Origin of the sequence: Streptomyces sp. NPDC047117 (assembly GCF_040643545.1) — a bacterium.
Lineage (GTDB): Bacteria > Actinomycetota > Actinomycetes > Streptomycetales > Streptomycetaceae > Streptomyces.
In genome coordinates this window covers 179,329-199,120 of sequence record NZ_JBEYUN010000011.1, presented here as the reverse complement: position 1 = coordinate 199,120, position 19,792 = coordinate 179,329, and the positions used below count along the sequence as shown (strand labels likewise).

Here is a 19,792-nt window from a genome sequence, read left to right as displayed (position 1 = left end):
TGCCCGGAGGTTGGCGTGCGAGGATTCGGGGAGCGCTGGTGGTCGGGGTGGAGGGTGAGATGTTCGCGATTTCTCTGGGTGACGGGGCCGAGCTGGGGCCGTTGGAGCCGTGGCAGGCCGCGGAGTTCCTCGCGCACATGGACCGCGGGCGCGAGTACATCGGCCGGCACATCGGTCTCCCCGACGTCACGGCCGACCTCGACTCCGCCCGGCGCTGGCTCCAGTCCTACGCGGACAAGGCCGCGGCCGACGCGGGCCGGCTGTACGGCATCCGGCTCAACGGGCTGCTCGTCGGCGGTGTGCTCTTCCGGGTCTTCGACGCGGAGGCGGGCACCTGTGAGGCCGGTTGCTGGCTGGAGCCGGACGCCGCCGGGCGTGGCCTGGTCACTCGTGCGGTGCGCGTCATCATCGACTGGGCGGTTCACGAACGAGGGATGCACCGCGTCGAGTGGCACGCGTCCGCGGCGAACACACCGAGCATCAACGTGGCCAAGCGGCTCGGCATGAGCCGTGACGGAGTGCTGCGCGAGAACCACCCCTACCGGGGTGTCCGGCAGGACACCGAGGTGTGGTCGGTGCTGGCGCCCGAGTGGCGTGCCGCGACAAACAGCCACTGAAGGACGCTTTTCTGCCGTCCTTGTGCGCAGCCGAGGTGCCGTGCGAGCGGCCTCGATGCCCGTACTTCCGGGCCTTTTGAGTGGTGCTGCCGCCCCTGCTCACAATGGGCTTCCGGCGGGCCGTACAGGTGTTGTGCTGGGCCGCGTCCGTGGCGGAGCCAGTGGCATCGCACACTTTTCCGCGCGTTGCGGTAGCCCGGTCACACGTTCCCCAATTTGGGGCGGATGCGCACCGACTGTGCCCACGAAGGTGCATTGATGCGTACTCTCTCGGGAACCCGACAACGTCACAGCGGCACACAACACCACGACAGCCCCGTAGGCTGCTCGCAGCACCATCGCGAAATAGCCATGGTGGCCGGAAACAGAAAGGCAACATCATGACTTCAACCGTCAGCACGCCGGGCAGCATCCAAGACACAACGGCTCTGCTGGAGTCCGAACTCCCCCGCCTCGAGGCACAGCAGCAGACCCTGGAGCAGGAACTCGCCGCCGTCACCACGCGGTTGGACTCGGTGCGTACCGCGCTGCAGGCCCTTCAGTCCCTGTCGGCCAACGGTGGCGCGCCGGCCGCGGCCGCCGCCACGGTGCCCGCCCCGGCCGCGGCCCCGAAGGCGGAGACCGAAGCGCCCGCTGACCCGGCGAACACCACTCCGGCGAGCGCCGCATCGGAGAAGGCGGCCGCCGCGCCGGCGAAGGAGGAGAAGGCCGCGGCCCCGGCCCCCACCGTGCCCAAGGCCCGTAAGGCGCCCGCCGGCACCGGCCGGAAGAAGGCGGCGAAGGCCCCGGCCGCCGCGCAGGGCCGCAAGCGCGGCACGGCCGGCAAGGCCGCCGCGGCGCAGACCGTGAAGGCCGCCAAGTCCTCGACCACCGCCAAGGCCGGCACCACCGCCAAGGCGGCCAAGGCCACCAAGTCCGTGAAGGACACGAAGGACGCCAAGGCCCAGGACGCCACGGCGAAGGACGCCAAGGGCAAGGACGCCGCCGCCAAGCCCGCCGCCAAGCCCGCCGCGGCGAAGAAGGCGACGGTCACGGCCGGTTCCGCCAAGGACGGTCTGACCGAGCAGGTCGTCAGCGCCCTCACCGAGAGCGGTGCGACCCCCGTGCGTGCCCGGGACATCGCTCAGGCCGTGGGCCGTGCCGACTCCCCGGCCGGCGTCAACGCCGTACGCAGCACCCTGGACCGGCTGGTCGCCACCTCCCGCGCCCAGCGCGCCGGGCGCGGCCTCTACCGGGCGTCCGCGGCCGGCTGAGAGCGGTCGCTCCCCCGCCCCGCCGCCTCAGGGCGAGCCGAGCCGGCCACTCGCACGACGGGCCGCGCCGGTCACTCGGCCTCGGGGCGGGAGGCCGCCCGTTGGCGGACGCCCGAGCGGACCGCCCAGAAGAACACCGCCGTGGCCATCACGGCGACGGCGAGTGAGTCGTACGGGGCGGGGAGCAGAGCGGAGCCCTCGAAGGTGCCGAGCCCGGAGAGCAATGTGAGGGCGACGAGGTAGGTCACCAACCACGCACCGGCACGCAGTTCGGCGGTGAGCGGTCGGTGGCGCGGGCCGGCGTCGGCGCTCTCCCCCTCTCCCGGGCGGCGCATGGCCAGGAAGATCAGCAGGCCGCCCAGCACGAGGGGCAGCGCCAGGCGGAGGTCGTCCCAGCCCGACCAGTAGACGAACTCACTGGCCACCACGAAGCTGAGCGGTGCGATCCAGCGCAGCCCGGGGACCCACCCGGCGGTGCGGCCGCCCGGTTCGGCGCGGAAGACGGCGACGGCCACCGCGGACGCGGCGTAGATCAGCAGATACATGTCGCCCATCACACTGACGATGTCCTGCCAGCCGCCGAACGGCAGGAGGAACACCATGATGACGACCAGGTTGATCACCAGGGCGCGGCGCGGGACACCGAACCGCTCGTTGACCTTCATGAAGTACCGCGGAATCGTGCCGTTCTTCGCCAGTGCGTAGGTGTGCCGCGCGTTGAGCGCCACCCCCACGTACGCCGAGCCGCCGGGCGAGATCACCGCGTCCGCGTAGAGCAGGCTGGACAGCCAGTGCAGGTTGAGGACCAGCGCGAGCTGGCCGAACGGTGAGTCGAAGGAGACACCCTGCCAGCCGTTGCCGAGCAGGTGCTCGGGGACGGTGAAGAGGAAGGCCACCTGGAGGGCCAGGTACATCAGCACGGCGAGGCCGATGCTGGTGAGCACCGCTGCCGGGATGGTGCGGCGGGGGTTGCGGGTCTCGCCGGAGAAGTCCAGTGGGGCCTGGAAGCCGTTGACGGAGTAGACGATGCCGCCGCCGGCCAGTGCGGTCAGGCAGGCGACGTAGCCGTACGGTGCGAAGCCGCCGTGGTCGGTGAGGCGGCCGGAGTGCCAGCCCGAGGCGACCAGGGCGAGCACGGTGAGGATCGGTACGACGATCTTGAACACCGAGACGAGGTTGTTGAGGCGCGCGAACAGCCGGACGGCGAACCAGTTCCCCGCCGTCAGCAGGATGCTGAGCGCGGCGGCCAGGGCCACCCCGGAGAGGGTGAGGGTGTGGCCGTTGTAAATGCCCGGGAGGTAGTGGGCGGCGTACTGCATGATCGCGCTGATCTCGGCGGCGGTGGCGCCGACGGACAGCAGGACGGACCAGCCGACGAGGGTGCCGACGAGGCGTCCGCTGGCGAACAGCGGCCAGCGGACGGTTCCGCCGCCCTCCGGCCGGGTCGCGCCGAGTTCGATCATCACCATCGCGACCAGGCCGCACAGCAGTCCGGCCCCCACCCAGGACAGCAGCGCCGCGGGACCGGCCGTCTGCGCGGCGTACATCGCGGCGAACAGCCAGCCGGAGCCGACGATGTTGGAGAAGCCGATGCCGGTCAGCCCCCAGAACCCCAGGTCGCGGCGCAAAAGGCGCTCCTCGGCCTGGACCCCCTGCGGTCCGGCCGCCACGGCCCCACCGCCCCCGTCTGCCGGCACCTGATGCCCCGTCACGACACTCTCCTCCTTGATCCGTACTGCTCGCTCGCCGGACCCTACTCGACGGACACAGGAGCGGAAGACATCATTCCGCCGAGTCCGCGCCGCGGCCGGACGAGTCACGGCGTACGGAGGCATGGCGTACGGAGGAGGCGCGGCAGGTGCGTGGCGGGTCACGGTTGCGGAGGATCACGGCGCACGGGTCACGGTGTGGCGGCGGCGCATACGGGTTCGTAGGCTCGGCTCATGCTCAGACTTGGATTTCCGGTCATCGGTGTGGTGGATGTGCCCCGCGCCGTGGAGTTCTGGACAGCGGCGCTGGACCTGGTGGCGACCGAGGAGTGGCGGAGCGAGAACTGGCGGACGCTGGACCACGCCGACGGGTCCGGGCGCGCGCTGGCGCTGATGCGCAGTGACTCACCGGCCGAGCCGTATCCGCGCCTCCACCTCGATCTGTTCGTCGACACCACCGCCGAGCAGGAAGCCGAGGTCGAACGGCTCGTCGCGCTGGGAGCGAGCAGGGTGGACTGGGACCAGTACCCGCCTGCCCCCGACTTCGTCGTCCTCGCGGACCCGGACGGCAACGCCTTCTGCGTCGTCGACCTCAGCAAGGCACCGAGCGGCAGTCACCTCCCCGACGAGTAGCCCACCCGGGCCGCGAACTGCAGGGTGAGCGCTCCGGCCAGCGACGCGCCCGACAGTGTGGCGGAGGTGAAGAACGCCGCGGTGACCCACCCGGCGTTGGCCCCGGTGACCGTCCCGTTGCCGGTCACGCACGTCTTCTCCGGCGGGAAACTCTGCGTGTGCAGGTCGGCGCAGTAGTTCTGCAGGTCCTCGTTCACCACGTTCGCGTTGAACCAGCAGAGGGCCCAGGTGAGGAGGAAGAGCGCGGACGCGACGGCGAACGCACCCCACGGCCACTTGGGAGGAGCGGAACGCGCCGGCCGGACGGGAGGTCCCGCCGGCCACGAGTGTGTGTTCGACATGACCGGGGAGCGTAGCGCTACGACACGCTCCGCGTGCTCAGTACGGCAATGCGGCGCGCTCGGCCGCGTGTGCTTCCGCCGCCGTGGCCAGTGCGCGGATGAGGGGGTGCGGGCGGATGCCGTCACCGGCGAGTTCGGGCTGGAAGAGGGTGGCGAGGAAGAAGGGGTGGCCGGGAAGCTCCGCGATGCGCACCTCATTACGCCTGTCCGCCAGTGCCCTTCCGGTGCCGGCCGCCTCCACACCCTTGCCGGTGCCGCCCGCGTCCACACCGCTGAAGCGCATCCCGTGGGCGCGCAGCACATCGAGACGGTCGGGGCTGGGGCCGTACGAGCAGCGGTACCGCTCGACCGTCCGCTCGGCGCCCAGCACGCGCTCCGCCAGCGAACCGGCCGCCACCTCGACCGCGCCTTCGTGGCCGCGCAGGGAGCAGGCCAGTGGGACGATCAGCGGATCGCCGGTCTCCGGGTGGTTCTCGGCGTGGCCGACGTCGGTGAGTCCACAGACGTTGCGCGCGAATTCCAGCAGGGCGTGCTGGAAGCCGCCACAGGTTCCGAGGAACGGGATGCCCTGCTCACGTGCGGTGCGTACCGCCGCGACCGCGCCCGCTTCGCTGCGGTACGGGCTGCCCGGCACCAGCCACACGGCGTCGAATCCGGTGAGGGAACCGGCGGGTTCCGCGTCCGGAGTGGGGATCCAGTACGCGTCGAGGACGGGCCCGTCGCGCCGGGCCGGCGCATCGAGGAGGGCGGGGATACGGGTGTGGGCCAGGACGCCGGGCGAACGATCGCCCACCAGGGCGATACGGGCCGCCGGTGGTGGCGTGGAAGGGTGAGGCATGGCCCCATCCTGATCCGGGCGCTCCGTTCAACGCCAACGATGATTCCTGAGCGGCCCATTAGCGATACTGATGCCCATGGATCCCCATCTCCTCCGCACCTTCGTGACCGTGGCCCGTTGTGGTTCCTTCTCCGAGGCGGCCCGCGAGCTGGGGTACACGCAGTCGGCGGTGTCCCAGCACATCGCCGCGCTGGAGAGCGACCTCGGGGCGGCGCTTTTACTGCGGCGCCCGGTCGTCCCCACCGGTGTCGGTGAGCGGTTGCTGGAGCACGCCGGACCGCTGTTGTTGCGGCTGGACGCCGCCCGCGCGGACATCGCGCGGCTGACCACCGCACCCGCCGCCCGCGTCGTCCTCGGTGTCGCACCGCTGGCCGTGACGCACCGGCTCGGCGAGGCGCTGGCCTCCCTGCGCCATCAGCAGCCGCTGTCGGAGGTGACGGTGCGCGTCCTCGGGCGCGAGGCCGTCGCGCGTGACGTCGCGGCCGGGGACCTGGACGTCGGTCTGGTCGACGGTGCGGCCGCTCCGCACGACCCGCTGCACCTCGCCGACACCGGCGCCCTCACGGCGCGGGCGGTCGACGAGCAGCCGCCGGCCGTCGCACTGCCCGCCGGGCACCCGCTGGCCGGCCGGGCCGGTCTGCGCCTGTCGGACCTGGCCGATGCCCGGTGGCTCGACGCACCCGACGCCGCCGTCCCGCTCGCGCACCTGCGCACCGCGAGCGGGACCGACGGCTTCCGTTCCTCGTTGCGTTACGACGGTACGGACGTGCGCGGGCTGCTCTCCCTCGTCGCCGCCGGGCACGGGCTCGCGCTGCTCCCCCGGCCGGCGATCGCCGAGGGCCCCGGTGCCGGTGTCAGTGCGGTGTCCCTGTCGGCACCGCGACTCGTGCACCGGGTCGAGGTGCTGCACAGCACCGCCCTGACGGGTCCCGCCGCGCTCCTCGCGACAGCGCTCACGGGCGCGGCCCCGCGGCAGAGCCGGGCCGAGGAGCGTGGCGTACGGGCCGGCTGACGGTTCAGGCGGCCCCGACGGGGGCTGCCGGGCGCGCGGTGCGGGTGACGACCTGCAGCCGTATCAGGGCGACGCCCAGCGCCAGCAGGAGGAGAACCAACAGGCAGACCGGCCGGAAGGCGACCATCTGGAAGTTCAGGGCCGCGGCCAGTGCGACGCCGGCGGCGGTGGCCACGAGGCCGATGACGGGGATCGCGAGGGCGAAGGCCCGTACGGTCTGGCGGCGGTGGGAGTCGCCGGAGCGGCGCAGCACGGCGGAGACCGCGGCCAGCGACCCGGCGTAGGCGATGCAGCCGCTCAGGACGTACAGGGTGAGGATGACGGGCGCCGACACATGCAGCGACGGCTCCGGGCTCGTGGGGCTCGCCGAGAGGGCCCGCACCACCCAGTTGTCCCCCGAGGAAGCACGCGCGAAGGCGAACGCGGGGAGGCGCGACGAGGGGGCGAAGACGAAGAACAGGGCGGTGAAGCCGCCCGGCAGCGCGCCGAGAAGTGCTGCCGCCAGCACGCGCCCGACGTGCTGTCTGGGCCGGATCAGGCCCCGTTCGGCGGCCCATGTGCGGGCCAGGGCGGCGACGTCGCCGCCCACGTACTCCTCGGCGGTACGGCCGTCGGCCACGGCTTCCGCGAGGTCGGCGCTCAGTTCCTCGGCCATCTCCCGCGCGGCCTCCTCCGGCACGCCCAGTCGCCGCCATACCCGCCGGGCCTGTGCCACTGCGTCACGCTTCATCGTCCCCACCCTCATGCCCCTGGTCGGCCTGTTCCGTTGTGTTGGTCGTGATGGGCAGTACGCGGTCCACGCCGGCGGCGAAGTCGGCCCACTGAGCGCTCCACTCCGCCAGTTCACGGCGGCCGTCGGCAGCGAGGTGGTAGTAGGTACGCACCGGGCCGCCCGCCCCCGGCTGCCGCGTGACGTCCACCAGCCCTCGTGACCGCAGCCGGGCCAGGGCCGGGTAGATCGACCCGCTGGCCACCTCCAGGCCGTGCTCGGCCAGACGCACCGTCATCTCGTATCCGTATGTCGGGCGTTGGGCGATCACGGCGAGCAGGCACATGTCCAGCACGCCGCGCAGCCACTGCTGCCGAAGCCCCTCGTTGACTGCCACGGCGAGTATCTTGCTCCACAAGTATCCTGCGAAGCAAGGTACCTGCCCGGGGTCGGTCACGGTGAGGGGGCGGGACGGTCTGCTCAGGGCTCGTCGGTCGGCGGTGGGAGGAAGTCGTCGACGAAGTCCTCGCCGGACAGTGCCGCGTCCACCCGCGAGTTGATGTACGCGCCGGTCATCGGGCACTCCAGCGCACGGTCCGTCCGGCAGCCCAGCATGTGCTCCAGTACCGCGGCGGCCCGGGTCAGGCTGCGGATGCGGGCGAGCATCACCTCGCGTTGCGCGCTGATCAGCGTGCGGCGGTCCGCCACGCTGTCACTGCCCACGACGGCGGCGGTGTCGGCGACCGACATCAGGCCGTCGTCGCGCCACAGTTGCACATACGCGAGCTGTTCCAGGGCCGCCCGGTCGTAGAACCGCACGCGGCCGCGCCGCTCGGTGGAGCGGACCAGGCCGCACTCCTCGTAGTAGCGCAGCGCCGACACCGACAGGCCGAAGGCCCGCGCCACCTCGCTGATCGACCACAGTTCGGGCATCGCTCCTCGCCACCTCCGGGTTGCACTCAAGTGCGCTTGAGCGTGAACACTACCGTTGCCGTCTCCCGGAACCCACTGACGCACTGTCCGTCGGTGGCATCCCCGCGTGCCGCCCGTCGGCACCTCACCCGTCGGCATCGTTTCCGCCGCTCAAGGGGCTGTCATGACCGTTTCCTCCACCACCGGAGCCACCACCGCGGCCGCCACTGGCGCCGCCTCCCCCACCGCACCGCCACCGGGCGGCGTACGGGCCTCCGGCGCCCTGCTCGTCGTCGGCTTCGTGTTGCTCAGCCTGAACACACGGGTCGCGTTCGGCCAGGTCGGTCCCCTCGCGCCGGTCGCCGGGTTCAGCAGTGGGACCGTCACCCTGCTCGGCCTGCTGCCGCCGCTGTGCATGGGACTCTTCGCTCCGCTGGGCGCGTTCGCGCGCCGGCGTTACGGCGCGGAGCGCGGGCTCTTGCTTGCCAGTGCCGTTCTGGTCGTGGGGGCGATGGTGCGCATGGCCGGCACAAGCGGGCTGGTCGTCGGCACCGTGCTGGTCAGTCTCGCCACCGCCGTGGTGAACGTCCTGATTCCGGTGTGGGTGCACGCGCGGTTCGCCCCGCGGCGCGCCGGCACGATGATGGGCGTCTACGCGCTGTCGATGGGGATCGGCTCGGCGGTCGTCGCCGCCCTCGTCGCCCCGGTCGCGCAGGCCGCCGGGGGCGCCTGGCAGCCGGCGATCGGCATCGCCGTGGTGCCCGCGCTACTTGCCCTGATCGGCATCGCCCCGCAGGCGATCCGGCGCCGCACCCCACCGGGCCCCGCCACCACCACCTCCGACAACGCCGAGGGAACCGCTTCCGGTACCGCCTCCGGGCGGCGCCCGGTGGCCCGTACCGCGCTCGGCTGGAGCCTGACGGCGTTCTTCGGGCTCCAGACGCTGATGTTCTACACCACGCTCGCCTGGCTGCCGTCCGTCCTCGTGGCGTCGGGCACGAGCCGGACGACGGCCGGGACGTACCAGGCCGTCTTCATCCTGGGCATCGCGGCGGGCGGCTTCGCGGCGCCCGCACTGGCCGGCCGGCGCGCGGACCAGCGGCCGCACATCGCGGCCGCCCTCGCCGTCCCGATGGTGGGTTTCGCGGGCCTGCTGCTGGCCCCGGCCGCCGCTCCCGCCCTGTGGGCGGCCGTCCTCGGTGCCGGGCTGGGTGCGGCACAGTCCCTCGCGGGCGTGCTCTACGTACGCCGGGGCACCGACCCGCAGCATGTCACCGCGCTGTCGGCCATGGCGCAGACCTGCGGGTACCTCGTGGCGGCCACCGGGCCGGCACTCGCCGCCTGGCTGCACGCCGCCACGGGTTCCTGGCAGGCGCTGCTCCTCGCCTTCCTCGGCGTGCTGCCGGTGAACGCCGTCCTCAGCATGCGCGCCGGACACGATCCGCGGTGACCGGGCCCCGGGGCGGCCGGAGCCCGGTCACCGCCCCGGTCGTCCGTCAGCGGTAGCCGTAGGACGCCCAGTTGTCGAGGACGTGCTGTTGCAGCTCCGCGGGGAACGAGGTGCGGAAGGAGGCCGTGGTGCCGCGCGAGGCGCCGCGGAACTGCTCCGGTTGCAGGCAGCTGATGACCGCCTTGCCGCCCCGGCCCGAGGCGGCTTCCTCGGGGGTGAGGTAGGGCACCATCGGGATGCCGGGGGCCTCGGGGAAGCAGTGCTCGTTCTCGCCGGGGCGGTAGCGGGTGGCCATCGCCCACACCACCTGGTCGATGTCGGTGATGTCGATGTCGTCGCCGACCAGGATCACCTTGGGGACCAGCCAGCCCGCGTGGGAGCCGAACAGCACCTCGGCCACCCTGTCGACCAGTTCGCGTTCGCCGATGTCCAGCCGCGCCAGCCGCCCGGTGTCGACGGAGAGGACGATCCAGCAGGTGGCGGCCTCGTACGAGCACCAGGCAAGGTCGATGGGGAGGCCGGCGGAGCGGAGCACGTCCAGGCTCGCCGCGGAGATCATCGTGCCCCAGATGGTGTGGTTCTCCTCCGGGGGCAGGCCCGCCGCGCAGACGGGCAGGACCGGGTCGTTCCGGTGGGTGACCGCCTCGACGTGGAAGACCGGCTGCGGCTTGCTGTGGCCGAAGGAGTAGCCGTGGTACTCCCCCATCGGCCCCTCGGGCGCCGTCTCGTCGTGGCTGATCCAGCCCTCCAGGACGATCTCGGCGTTGGCCGGTACGTACAGGTCGTGGGTCTCGGCCTGGACGACCTCCACCGGACTGCCGGTCAGCGCGCCGACATAACCGTCCTCGTCGACCCGGGCCGGGAGCGGCATCCCGGCGGCGGCGAGGGCCGCGGGCGGTGCGCCGAGGACCATGGCCCACGGCGTGGCCCGCCCCTTCTCCCGCCACATGTCGTGGATCATGCCGATGTGCTGCTGCGGCATCGCCGGACCGACCAGGGTGTTGCGGCCGTTCAGCATGGTGCGGGCGACCGACCAGCTCGTCCATGTGCCGTCCGGGCTGCGGACGACGTGGAAACCGTAGGTGCCGAAGTACCGTCCGCCGTCCTCCTGGTGCAGCAGCGGTACGGGGAACGCCTCCAGGTCGACGGCGTCGCCGGTACGGATGTTCTCCTTGCACGGGCCGTCCGCCACGACGACCGGCGGCAGTGGGTCCGCGTGCATCGCCGCGATCAGCCGCTCCAGGATGTCGCGCGGTGTGCTGTCGCGCGCCAGGCCGAAGTGGGCCGCGAGCCGGCCGTACGCGCCCTTCCCGGTCCGGTCGGCGGTGTTCAGGCCGGCCGGTGCGCCGAGGATGCGGAAGCCGGGCGCGGCACCGGTGAGGTGGTTGAACAAGGGGGCCGGGGCCTTGGTCTCGTAGACCCGCCGGGTCACCGCGCCCACCTCCAGCTCCGGGTCGACCGGCCGGCCGATGGCTACGGCGTCGCCGTCCGCCAGCAGTGTGCCGAGGAAGTCGCGGAAGTTCAGCGCCGGGCCGTGTTGTGTCATGGACGGTGCCTTTCACGTAGAGGAGCGCGTGCGGCTCCGACGCTAGGTACGGAAAATGCACTGGTCGGCACGGACTGAGGACAGGACATGAGCAGAAGCGGACACCTTGCCATCACGGAGGCCCGGTTCCCGGCCACTCCGGGTGGCCCGCCGGGCGTGGAGGTGGTCGACTTCGCCGGGCTGGCCGCCACGGCGCGCGGGCGCGGCGAGGACGAGTACGCACCGCTCAGGCCGGTCTTCCATCAGCTGATCACGGTGAAGTCCGGCGTGCTGCTCTGCTCCGTGGACTTCGCGGAGTACGTGGTGGAGGAGGGCGGCTGGGGCTGGGCGCGGCCGGGGCAGGTGCTCCAGTTCCGGTCCGACCTCGCGGCGGCGGAGGGGACGGTCGTCCTCTTCCAGCCCAGTTTCCTCAGTACGGCCACCGCCGACGCCGCCCATGTGGACGAGCGTCCCCGGCAGTTCCCGCTGGTCCCCACGGGCACCGCGCGCGGTCCCGTACGGCAGACCCTGGAGATGCTGGAGAGCGAGTACCGCCGGCTGACGGACCTGCCGCTGGAGGTACATGTCGAGGTGGTCCGGCACCTGCTGTCGATCCTGGTCCTGCGCCTGTCCCACCTGCCCGGGGACCAGCCGGGCCCGACGGCGGCCGGCACGGCGTTCCGCCGCTTCCAGCAGGCCGTGGAGCGTGACTTCACCCGCAGCCATCACGTCGCGGACTACGCGGCCGGGCTGGGCTACAGCGTCCGTACCCTGACCCGCGCCACCCGCGCCGCGGTCGGGTGCGGCGCGAAGCGGTTCATCGACGACCGCATCGTCCTCGAAGCCAAGCGGCTGCTGCTGCACACCGATCTGTCGGCCACGGCGGTCGGCGAGCGCCTGGGGTTTCCGGGGGCCACGGTGTTCAACCGGTTCTTCCGCGAGCGCGCGGGCGAGACGCCGGCCGCCTTCCGGCTGCGGGCCACCGGTGCGCGGCTGCCCGCCCGTTGACGACGGCCCTGCGGGTCGCGGCGCCGGTCAGGCGCTGAGCGCCATGCGGTGGAGGTGTTCCAGGGCGTCGAGGACGACGGTGCGTTGGTGCCAGGCCAGCCAGCGGCCCGCCTGGTCGCCGATGCGGTCCATGGCCCGGGCCTGGGCCGGGCCCAGGAGCTGGACGGGGCGCTCGTGGTGGCTGGAGACCATGCCGAGGCAGATGCCGCGCCCGGTGGTCAGCGGCGTGCTGTGCGCCGCGCGGCTGCCGGCCTGGAGGATCTTGTAGCGGGCCTCTTCGTCGAAGACCGGGTCGGTGGCCACGTCGGTGACGGTGACCCGGGTGACGTTGCGTGCCGCCAGCGCGCAGGAGGTGCCGTCCTTGCCCACGACGTCGAAGTACTCGACGAACTCCTCGTTCAGGCCCGCGTGCTTCTCGATCCGCAGTCCGCCGGCGTGGCGGTCGGCGAGCTGCACGTTGCCCATCGGGGTGTCCGAGATCAGCAGGGTCTGGTGCAGTACGGCCGAGACCACGGCGCTGCGGTTGGCGGACTCCGAGTTCACCTGCGGCAGTGCCGCCAGCTTCGGCGCGCGGGTGCGGACGCGGTCGGCGAACCAGCGCGTCGCGCCGCCCTCGGGGCGGGGCGCGCTGAGTACCGCGGAGGCCAGGACGCGCAGCTTGACGTTGTGCCGCTGGGAGGCCGCCTGCAGCAGTGTGAAGGCGGCCTGGCCGTCGCGCAGCCGGTACCGTTCCTGGAGGATGCCCTGGGCCTGTGCGATGAGGGGGTGCGTGCGGACTTTGGCCTGGAGGTCGCGTACCTTGCCGCGCAGCCGGTCGAACTCCTGCTGGGGAAGGTCGTCCAGAGCCGTGGCCGGCACGGGGACTTCCGCACTCGCGCCGCCGTTCCACAGGGCGTCCGGCAGGTCGGGCACGCAGGCGGTGATGAGGTCGTGGATCGCCGGCAGCAGGACCACACCGGAGTCGGCGACCTCGTCGACGGCGAGGGCACGGGCGGCTTCTTCGGAGGGCGCGGCCACCATGAGGTGGATGTCCCGGTGGCTCAGTTCCTCCGCGCACTTGGCCAGGGCGCAGGCCGCGGCAAAGGTCATCTCCTGCACACCGGACAGGTCGACCGCGACGGCCTGCGGCTGTCCTTCGGTCTCCAGGATCGCCGGGAAGAGGGGGTGGTCACCGGATTCGAGCACCCCGTCGGCGCCGAACATCTGCAGCCATCCGGCCGCGGCAGGCAGACGAACCACACCGGACCAGATCTCCCGTGTTCCCTTGTCGTTCATCCCGCCTCCACATGCAACCGCCCACGACGTGCACGGCCCGGAGGGGGCCGCAGGTCCCAGTGGAACATCTTTCCCGGCGTACGTCGTCGGCGGACCGTACCCGGCGGTCGGCCGAGACACTTGTCACCATCCGGCGGCCGGGCACAGACTGTGCGTCCGGCCCATAGGCACAAGCCCCCGACCAGCAAAAACGGCAAAAACAGCGAGACCCGTAAGAACAGCAGGAACCGCACCGGCGGCATGAGGAAGCGGAGCACCGTGACAACGTCGATCACCGAAATTGAGACCTACGGCGTGGAACGGATACCTGACGAGGACCGATCGGCGCGCCCCTTGGACCTCTTCCGGCTGGCCTTCGGCGGGGCCAACACCTTCGCCACGTGCGTCCTCGGCGCCTTCCCCGTCCTGTTCGGACTGTCGTTCGTGCAAGGGCTCGCGGCGACCGTTCTCGGACTGGTCGCCGGGGCTGCGCTGCTGGCTCCGATGGCGCTGTTCGGTCCGGCCAACGGGACCAACAACGCCGTCTCCTCCTCCGCCCACCTCGGTGTGCACGGCCGGATCGTCGGGTCCTTCCTCTCCCTCCTCACCGCCGTGGCGTTCTTCTCCATCTCGGTGTGGTCCTCCGGGGACGCGCTCGTCGGCAGCGCGCACCGGCTCGCCGGGGTCCCGGAGTCGGGCGTGATGTACGGCATGGCCTACGCGCTGTTCGGCGGGCTCGTCCTCGTGGTGTGCCTGTACGGCTTCCGTTTCATGCTGCTGGTCAACAAGGTCGCCGTGGTGGCGGCGTCGGCGATGTTCGTCCTCGGCGCCTTCGCGTTCGCCGGGGATTTCGATCCCGGTTACGCGGGTTCCTTCGCGTCGACCGCCGATCCGCTGTTCTGGCCGTCGTTCATCGGCGCGGCGCTGATCGTGCTCTCCAACCCGGTCTCCTTCGGTGCGTTCCTCGGCGACTGGTCCCGTTACATTCCCGCGAGCACCCCGCGCCGCCGGGTCATGGGCGCGGCGTTCCTCGCTCAGCTGGCCACGCTGCTGCCGTTCGTCTTCGGGCTGGCCACCGCGTCGGTCATCGCCGAGAAGGGCGCGAGGTACCTCGATCCGGCCGCGCCGAACTACGTGGGCGGCCTGCTCGCCGTGTCGCCGGGCTGGTACTTCCTGCCGCTCTGCCTGATCGCGCTGATCGGCGGCCTGTCCACCGGGACCACCGCGCTCTACGGGACGGGGCTGGACTTCTCCAGTGTGTTCCCGCGCTTCAGCCGGGTGCAGGCCACACTGTTCATCGGGGTGCTGTCGATCGCGTTCATCTTCGCCGGGCGCTTCGCGCTGAACCTCACCCAGTCCATCTCGACGTTCGCCACGCTGATCATCACCTGCACCGCGCCGTGGATGGTCGTCATGATCCTCGGCTACGCAACCCGCCGCGGCTGGTACGACCCGGACGCCATCCAGGTCTTCAACCGCCGTCAGCGGGGCGGCCGTTACTGGTTCACGCACGGCTGGAACTGGCGCGCCATGTCCGTCTGGCTGGTGTCGGCCGCGGTGGGGCTGCTGTTCACCAATCTGCCCGGCCAGTTCGTCGGTCCGCTCGGTGACCTCGCCGGTGGCGCGGACATCTCCCTGCCGGTCGGGCTCGTGCTCGCGGCGGTGATGTACCTCGCGCTGCTCGCCGTCTTCCCCGAGCCGCGCGAGGTGTACGGGCCGGCCGGGCCCCGGTTCGCGCGGGCGTCGGCCGCCGGGGTGCCGCCGATCACCGGCGGCCCGGAGGAGCTCGCCGAGGTACCGGCAACTGCCCACTGAGCGACCGCGGTACGGGGCGTCGCGGGCCGTGCCGACGCACGGCCCAGCACCTACACTCGGCGACCATGATCACCACTACGACCACCTCTCCCGCCACCCCTTCCGCCGCCCAACCGGCGCTCTTCGACACGATGTCGACCATGCGCGCGATGCGCCGGCTGAAGCCCGACCCGCTGCCCGACGAGCTGCTGGACCAGCTCATACAGGCGGCGGTCTGGGGTCCCAGCGGCGGCAACATGCAGCGGTACGAGTACGTCGTCGTCACCGACCCGGCGGTCATGGCGCGGCTGGCGCCGCTGTGGAAGCGGTGCGTCGACGCCTATCTGGCCACCACCGGCAAGCACGGCCCCGAGGGGATGCCGGAGGCGGCGTACCGGCGGATGGTCGCGGCCATCGAGTACCAGCGCGACCACTTCGCGGAGACGCCCGCGCTGGTCATCCCCTGTTACCGGATGCCCGAGCTGCAGACGGACGACGCCGGGGTGCAGGCGTACGTGGCGGCGCTGGGCCCGGACGCGGCGGCGGACCTGGCACAGACGCAGGAGCGCTTCACGGCGCTCGCGGAGGGTTCGTGCGTCTATCCGGGCGTACAGAATCTACTGCTCGCCGCGCGCGGGCTCGGGCTGGCCGCCAACATCACCATCTGGCACCTGATGCTGGAGGCGGAGTGGAAGGAAACGCTGGGCATCCCCGCCGACATGCGTACCTTCGCCGCGATTCCCGTGGGCTGGCCGCAGGGCAATTTCGGCCCCGTGCGGCGTCGCCCCGTCTCGGAGGTCGTGCACCGCAACGGCTGGTGAGCCGGGCGGGCTCCGCGAGGCGGGCCCCGGTGCCGTAACCACCAGTGGCGCCACCGGGTGGCCCGTCTCACCCTGCGCCGGCTCGCCTCGCCCGCTTTATTAGGTGTAGTATGCATCTATATGAGTGAGGTCAAGGCATGGGGTTCCGCCCTCCGGCACAGCTTCCGAGCGGCGCTGAAGGTGGAACGCGTATTTTCCGATCCCTGGGCGATCGGCCGGGCCGTGCTCGCCGTCGTCGCCGCTTCCGTCATCGGCTCGCTGCTGCACGACCCGCTGGCCTGGGCCATGATGACCGTGGGCACCTTCATCTGCGGCATCGGCACACTGCTGGCCCCCGTCCGGCACCGCGCGGTGAACGCCCTCGCACTCGGCGCGGGCTTCACCCTCGCCACCCTGATCGGGGTGTTCCTCCACCCGATGGGCTGGTGGTTCCTGATCGTCCTCGCGGTCGCCTCCTACGTCGCCGGCCTGTGGCGCGCCCTGGGCGTGGCCCCCGGCATCCGGGCCTGTCTGATCACCATCGGGCTCATGATCACCGCGGACCTCTCCCCCGGCATCTCCGCCGGACTGACGATGGTCCAGTGGATCGCGGCCGGCGCCGGACTGGTGGTCCTCGTCCAGCTGCTGCCGCCCTACGGCAGGCGCCACCCGGCGCAGCGCAAGGCAGTGGCGGCCGTGTACCGGACGCTGGCGGACACCGCCCGGGCCGACGAGCCCGCGCCGTACCTGTCGTCCGCGCCCTTCACCGCGGCCCGCTCGGCCCTCGACCTGCTCCCGGCCTTCGCCCGCCCCGCAGCGGCCCCGCTCTACGGATTGCTCGCGGAGGCGGAGAACATCCGGCGGGCGCTGCTGTTCCTGCCGCGTTCGGGGCGTACGGCGCACCTGCCGCGGCCGGCCATCGCCGAGGCGCTCGACGCGGTCGCCCGTACGGTGCAGACCGCGCAGCGCCAGGACGCCGACACCGAGACCGCACGGCTGCTGGACACCTGGACCGGCCCGGAGGCCGAGGCGCTGCGCCCCCGGCTCCGGGAGGCGGCCCGGCTGGCCGACCACTGGCTGGAGTCGCGCGGCCCCGAGGGGCTGGACCAGGTCCTGGACGCCTTCCCCGCCGAGAACGCGCTGCGTTCCGGGTGGCGCCGGCTGCGCGCCGAGCTGCGTCCGGGCGCCCCGCTGTTCCTGCACGCCATCCGCATCGCGGTCGGTACCGCGGCCGGTGAGGCGGTGGGCCGCGCGTTCGGCGACTTCTGGGGGCACGCCCTGCCCGACCACGGCTTCTGGGCGGCGCTCACCACGATGCTGGTGCTCTTCCCCGACTACGGGCACACCTTCGCCCGCGGCTGGGCCCGGCCGATCGGCTCCATCCTCGGCGGGCTCGTCGCCTGGGTCGTCCTGCTGCCCGGCGGCTGGAACGCCGGCCGGCTGGTGGCCGTGGCGACCGTCCTCGCCGCGTGCGTCTTCCTCACCCTCCGTGTCGGGCAGCTCGTACTGAACTTCTTCATCACGGCCTGGATCGTCTTCCTCATCACCCGCCTCGGCTCGGCCGCCCACCTGATCGAGTGGGGCCGCCCCGCCGACACACTGGTCGGCGCGCTGCTCGGCCTGGTGGTCTTCGTGGCGATCCCGACGTACCACCACCACCGCACGCACGATCTGCTCGCCGACTGGCTGCGGGTGCAGCGCCGGCTGCTGCCCGCGCTGGTCACCGGGTACGCCGAGGCCGGTGCCGTGGACCCGGCGGAGATCGACGTACTGCGGCGGCAGTCCCGGCAGTCCCGCGAGCGCCTGGACGCGGCGGTGGCCAGCCTCGGCCACGAGCCGCGCCGGCACCGCTCCCGCTGGTCCGCCACCGAGCTGACCGGGATCCAGCACGCGGTCTACGAGATCAGCCAGTGCGCCTCGGTCCTGTACGACCGGCAGCCGGGCAGCGCCGCTGACGCCGTACCGGAGACCGCCGAGTTCGCCGCGGTCCTCGACCACCACCTGGCGGAGCTGGCCGCCGTGGTGGCCGCGAAGGGTCGCCCGGCCGAGGGCGCACTGCGCGCCGCCTTCGACGCGACGGCCACTCGCAGCGGCCTCGCCGACCTGGTCGACGCCACCGCACCGGACGGCGTCGCACACGCCCGCGGCCGCGCCCTCACCCTGTGCCTGCGCACCGTGACCGCCGTCGAGGGGCTCGTCTCCCGGCTGGCGTCCGGCGCGGAAGCACCGGTGCCCGCACCGCCCGCCGGTCCGGCAGTCCGCCGGGCCTCCACCACCCTCGCAGGGAGCTGACCCACCGATGACCACCGGGCACGCACAGACGCTCACCCAGCGGATCAAGGACGCTGTCGCCGCACCGGCGACCGACGACGCCTTCGACGTCGGGGCCGCCCTCGCCGAGGTCCTCGCGGGCATCGGCATGAGCTCGCGGGACACCGGGGGCGACATCACCTTCCACGGCGCCGACCCCGTCGTACCGAGCACCCTGCGCCTCGGCGCGGCGGCCGGCATCGCGCTGGCGGCCAAGTCCGCCGCGATCGCCAAGCTCTGGCGGCTGCGCGGCGGTGCCGGGCAGGACATCTCCGTGGACCTGCGCAGCGCCCCGCACCGGCTCTGCCCGTTCTACGACCGCCGCTGGGAGCTGCTGAACGGCTATCCGCCGGCCTCCACCTCCAATGTGAACCAGGCGCTCGGCTTCTCCTTCTACCCCACCGCCGACGGCCGCTGGGTGATGCCGCTGAACCCCTACCCCGGCATCAAGACGGCCGCCCAGAAGCTGCTGGGCACCCCGGACGACCCGGCGGCCGTGGCCGACGCCATCGCCAAGTGGAACGCCGACGACCTGGAGCGGGCCGGCGTCGAGGCGGGAGTCGTGATGCCGGTGCTGCGCTCCCCGCTGGAGATCCTGGACGAGCCGCAGTACCGCGACCATCTCGCGCACATGCCGCTCATCGAGATCGAGAAGATCGGCGACAGCCCGGCCGAGCCTCCCCCTGCCTCGAACAAGCTCGGCTGGGGGCACCCCCACCCCGAGGGCGCCGAACAGCCCCTGTCGGGCATCCGGGCGCTGGGCATGGGCCATGTGATCGCCGGTGCGGGCGCGGGGCGTGCGCTGGCGCTGCACGGGGCCGACGTACTGAACATCTGGCGCCCGGGCGAGCACGAGCACGACGCGACGTACGCCACGGCCAACGTCGGCGTCCGCTCCGCCACGCTCGACCCGCGCTCCGCCGACGGCTCGGCGCGGCTGCGCGAACTGCTGGGCGGGGCCGATGTGTTCTACGCCAACCGCCGCCCCGGGTATCTGGAGAGCATCGGGCTCGGCCCCGAGCAGGCCGCGGCCGTCCGGCCCGGCATCGTGCACGCGACGGCCACCCTCAACGGGCCCACCGGCCCCTGGGCCGACCGGGTCGGCTTCGACCAGACGGCCGGCAGCCTGGTCGGGATGATGAACCTGGAGGGCGACGGCGAACGGCCGGGCCTGCCGCCGATCCTGGTGGTCAACGACTACATCGTCTCCTGGCTGATGGCCGCCGGGGTGAGCGAGGCACTGGCCCGCCGGGCGCGCGAGGGCGGCAGCTACCGGGTGCACGTCTCGCTGACCCGGGCCGCGCTGTGGATCCTCAGCCTCGGCGTCTTCGACAAGGCGTACGCGACGGAGATCGCCGGCACCGGGGAGCGCCACGCCTACCTCGACCCCGAGACGTTCACCGCCGACACCCCGCTCGGCGCGTACCAGGGCGTCACGGACCAGGTGCGGATGTCCGGTACGCCGGGCCACTACCCGTTCACGCTGGTCGCCCGGGGCTCCTGCCGGCCGGAGTGGCTCGCGGGCTGAGCACTTCGGTCCCGGCATCTCAAGGGGACGCACGCCCTTGGCAAGAACTGTGCCAAGCCGGAACGCACCGTGGTTCGCTCACCTCCTTATCGACGAGCG

Annotated in this window: 18 protein-coding genes; 10 read left to right on the top strand and 8 right to left on the bottom strand. The window is 72.4% G+C overall.

Annotated features, from left to right (window positions below):
- Positions 1 to 59 precede the first annotated feature (59 nt).
- On the top strand, positions 60 to 617 hold the full coding sequence (locus tag ABZ840_RS22655; protein ID WP_361561896.1) for a GNAT family protein: 558 nt from the start codon (positions 60 to 62) through the stop codon (positions 615 to 617).
- A 380-nt stretch (positions 618 to 997) separates the two neighbouring features.
- Entirely contained in the window at positions 998 to 1,870 is an 873-nt protein-coding gene (locus tag ABZ840_RS22650; RefSeq protein WP_361561895.1) for a hypothetical protein, read from the top strand.
- Between the two features lie 71 nt (positions 1,871 to 1,941).
- Here ABZ840_RS22650 and ABZ840_RS22645 read toward each other — a convergent pair whose 3' ends face one another.
- A complete protein-coding gene (locus ABZ840_RS22645; RefSeq protein WP_361561977.1) occupies positions 1,942 to 3,498 on the bottom strand; it encodes an APC family permease in 1,557 nt (518 codons plus the stop codon).
- A gap of 315 nt (positions 3,499 to 3,813) precedes the next feature.
- Here ABZ840_RS22645 and ABZ840_RS22640 point away from each other — a divergent pair, with 315 nt between their 5' ends.
- Positions 3,814 to 4,212, top strand: coding sequence for a VOC family protein (locus ABZ840_RS22640; protein ID WP_361561894.1), 399 nt, complete (start codon positions 3,814 to 3,816; stop codon positions 4,210 to 4,212).
- Here the strand turns inward: ABZ840_RS22640 and ABZ840_RS22635 are convergent.
- Positions 4,194 to 4,553 carry a hypothetical protein gene (locus tag ABZ840_RS22635; RefSeq protein ID WP_361561893.1) on the bottom strand — a complete coding sequence of 120 codons (360 nt, stop codon included), beginning with the start codon at positions 4,551 to 4,553 and terminating at the stop codon, positions 4,194 to 4,196. The two genes, ABZ840_RS22640 and ABZ840_RS22635, sit on opposite strands and share 19 nt — an antisense overlap.
- Positions 4,554 to 4,590: 37 nt before the next feature.
- Positions 4,591 to 5,391 carry a hypothetical protein gene (locus ABZ840_RS22630; RefSeq protein ID WP_361561892.1) on the bottom strand — a complete coding sequence of 267 codons (801 nt, stop codon included), beginning with the start codon at positions 5,389 to 5,391 and terminating at the stop codon, positions 4,591 to 4,593.
- Between the two features lie 76 nt (positions 5,392 to 5,467).
- On the opposite strand from ABZ840_RS22630, the gene ABZ840_RS22625 reads away from it, so the two are divergent.
- Complete coding sequence (locus tag ABZ840_RS22625; RefSeq protein WP_361561891.1) at positions 5,468 to 6,403, top strand: LysR family transcriptional regulator; 936 nt, start codon at positions 5,468 to 5,470, stop codon at positions 6,401 to 6,403.
- Between the two features lie 4 nt (positions 6,404 to 6,407).
- Here ABZ840_RS22625 and ABZ840_RS22620 read toward each other — a convergent pair whose 3' ends face one another.
- From ABZ840_RS22620 to ABZ840_RS22610, 3 genes are all read right to left on the bottom strand, one after another.
- Positions 6,408 to 7,133, bottom strand: a complete 726-nt coding sequence (locus ABZ840_RS22620; RefSeq protein WP_361561890.1) for a hypothetical protein — start codon at positions 7,131 to 7,133, stop codon at positions 6,408 to 6,410.
- Positions 7,123 to 7,509, bottom strand: a complete 387-nt coding sequence (locus ABZ840_RS22615) for a PadR family transcriptional regulator (RefSeq protein ID WP_361561889.1) — start codon at positions 7,507 to 7,509, stop codon at positions 7,123 to 7,125. Before ABZ840_RS22615 ends, ABZ840_RS22620 begins: the two co-directional genes overlap by 11 nt.
- An 83-nt stretch (positions 7,510 to 7,592) precedes the next feature.
- Complete coding sequence (locus ABZ840_RS22610) at positions 7,593 to 8,045, bottom strand: MerR family transcriptional regulator (RefSeq protein ID WP_361561888.1); 453 nt, start codon at positions 8,043 to 8,045, stop codon at positions 7,593 to 7,595.
- Positions 8,046 to 8,208: 163 nt separating this feature from the next.
- Here ABZ840_RS22610 and ABZ840_RS22605 point away from each other — a divergent pair, with 163 nt between their 5' ends.
- On the top strand, positions 8,209 to 9,474 hold the full coding sequence (locus tag ABZ840_RS22605) for an MFS transporter (RefSeq protein WP_361561887.1): 1,266 nt from the start codon (positions 8,209 to 8,211) through the stop codon (positions 9,472 to 9,474).
- Between the two features lie 46 nt (positions 9,475 to 9,520).
- Here the strand turns inward: ABZ840_RS22605 and ABZ840_RS22600 are convergent, their stop codons facing one another.
- Positions 9,521 to 11,020: a UbiD family decarboxylase gene (locus ABZ840_RS22600; protein ID WP_361561886.1), complete on the bottom strand. Its 1,500-nt coding sequence runs from the start codon at positions 11,018 to 11,020 to the stop codon at positions 9,521 to 9,523.
- An 87-nt stretch (positions 11,021 to 11,107) separates the two neighbouring features.
- Here ABZ840_RS22600 and ABZ840_RS22595 point away from each other — a divergent pair, with 87 nt between their 5' ends.
- The gene (locus ABZ840_RS22595) at positions 11,108 to 12,007 is read left to right on the top strand and encodes a helix-turn-helix transcriptional regulator (protein WP_361561885.1); all 900 of its coding nucleotides are present in this window, start codon (positions 11,108 to 11,110) and stop codon (positions 12,005 to 12,007) included.
- A gap of 27 nt (positions 12,008 to 12,034) precedes the next feature.
- Here ABZ840_RS22595 and ABZ840_RS22590 read toward each other — a convergent pair whose 3' ends face one another.
- Positions 12,035 to 13,282 (bottom strand): ANTAR domain-containing protein, encoded by a 1,248-nt coding sequence (locus ABZ840_RS22590; protein WP_361561884.1) that lies wholly within the window; start codon positions 13,280 to 13,282, stop codon positions 12,035 to 12,037.
- 258 nt (positions 13,283 to 13,540) lie between these two features.
- Here ABZ840_RS22590 and ABZ840_RS22585 point away from each other — a divergent pair, with 258 nt between their 5' ends.
- The 4 genes from ABZ840_RS22585 to ABZ840_RS22570 all read left to right on the top strand — a co-directional run bounded on the left by ABZ840_RS22585 (position 13,541) and on the right by ABZ840_RS22570 (position 19,693).
- Positions 13,541 to 15,076 carry a cytosine permease gene (locus ABZ840_RS22585; protein ID WP_361561883.1) on the top strand — a complete coding sequence of 512 codons (1,536 nt, stop codon included), beginning with the start codon at positions 13,541 to 13,543 and terminating at the stop codon, positions 15,074 to 15,076.
- 65 nt (positions 15,077 to 15,141) lie between these two features.
- On the top strand, positions 15,142 to 15,876 hold the full coding sequence (locus ABZ840_RS22580; RefSeq protein WP_361561882.1) for a nitroreductase family protein: 735 nt from the start codon (positions 15,142 to 15,144) through the stop codon (positions 15,874 to 15,876).
- Positions 15,877 to 15,996: 120 nt separating this feature from the next.
- Positions 15,997 to 18,147, top strand: a complete 2,151-nt coding sequence (locus tag ABZ840_RS22575) for an FUSC family protein (protein WP_361561881.1) — start codon at positions 15,997 to 15,999, stop codon at positions 18,145 to 18,147.
- Positions 18,148 to 18,154: 7 nt separating this feature from the next.
- On the top strand, positions 18,155 to 19,693 hold the full coding sequence (locus tag ABZ840_RS22570) for a CoA transferase (RefSeq protein ID WP_361561880.1): 1,539 nt from the start codon (positions 18,155 to 18,157) through the stop codon (positions 19,691 to 19,693).
- The last annotated feature ends 99 nt before the right edge of the window (positions 19,694 to 19,792 follow it).

What these genes read in the sequence shown, in the direction of transcription:
- ABZ840_RS22655 (WP_361561896.1), top strand. Translation starts at nt 60, where the DNA reads ATGTTCGCGATTTCTCTGGGTGACGGGGCCGAGCTGGGGCCGTTGGAG.
- ABZ840_RS22650 (WP_361561895.1), top strand. Translation starts at nt 998, where the DNA reads ATGACTTCAACCGTCAGCACGCCGGGCAGCATCCAAGACACAACGGCT.
- ABZ840_RS22640 (WP_361561894.1), top strand. Translation starts at nt 3,814, where the DNA reads ATGCTCAGACTTGGATTTCCGGTCATCGGTGTGGTGGATGTGCCCCGC.
- ABZ840_RS22635 (WP_361561893.1), bottom strand. Translation starts at nt 4,553, where the DNA reads ATGTCGAACACACACTCGTGGCCGGCGGGACCTCCCGTCCGGCCGGCG.
- ABZ840_RS22630 (WP_361561892.1), bottom strand. Translation starts at nt 5,391, where the DNA reads ATGCCTCACCCTTCCACGCCACCACCGGCGGCCCGTATCGCCCTGGTG.
- ABZ840_RS22625 (WP_361561891.1), top strand. Translation starts at nt 5,468, where the DNA reads ATGGATCCCCATCTCCTCCGCACCTTCGTGACCGTGGCCCGTTGTGGT.
- ABZ840_RS22620 (WP_361561890.1), bottom strand. Translation starts at nt 7,133, where the DNA reads ATGAAGCGTGACGCAGTGGCACAGGCCCGGCGGGTATGGCGGCGACTG.
- ABZ840_RS22610 (WP_361561888.1), bottom strand. Translation starts at nt 8,045, where the DNA reads ATGCCCGAACTGTGGTCGATCAGCGAGGTGGCGCGGGCCTTCGGCCTG.
- ABZ840_RS22605 (WP_361561887.1), top strand. Translation starts at nt 8,209, where the DNA reads ATGACCGTTTCCTCCACCACCGGAGCCACCACCGCGGCCGCCACTGGC.
- ABZ840_RS22600 (WP_361561886.1), bottom strand. Translation starts at nt 11,020, where the DNA reads ATGACACAACACGGCCCGGCGCTGAACTTCCGCGACTTCCTCGGCACA.
- ABZ840_RS22595 (WP_361561885.1), top strand. Translation starts at nt 11,108, where the DNA reads ATGAGCAGAAGCGGACACCTTGCCATCACGGAGGCCCGGTTCCCGGCC.
- ABZ840_RS22590 (WP_361561884.1), bottom strand. Translation starts at nt 13,282, where the DNA reads ATGAACGACAAGGGAACACGGGAGATCTGGTCCGGTGTGGTTCGTCTG.
- ABZ840_RS22580 (WP_361561882.1), top strand. Translation starts at nt 15,142, where the DNA reads ATGATCACCACTACGACCACCTCTCCCGCCACCCCTTCCGCCGCCCAA.
- ABZ840_RS22575 (WP_361561881.1), top strand. Translation starts at nt 15,997, where the DNA reads ATGAGTGAGGTCAAGGCATGGGGTTCCGCCCTCCGGCACAGCTTCCGA.
- ABZ840_RS22570 (WP_361561880.1), top strand. Translation starts at nt 18,155, where the DNA reads ATGACCACCGGGCACGCACAGACGCTCACCCAGCGGATCAAGGACGCT.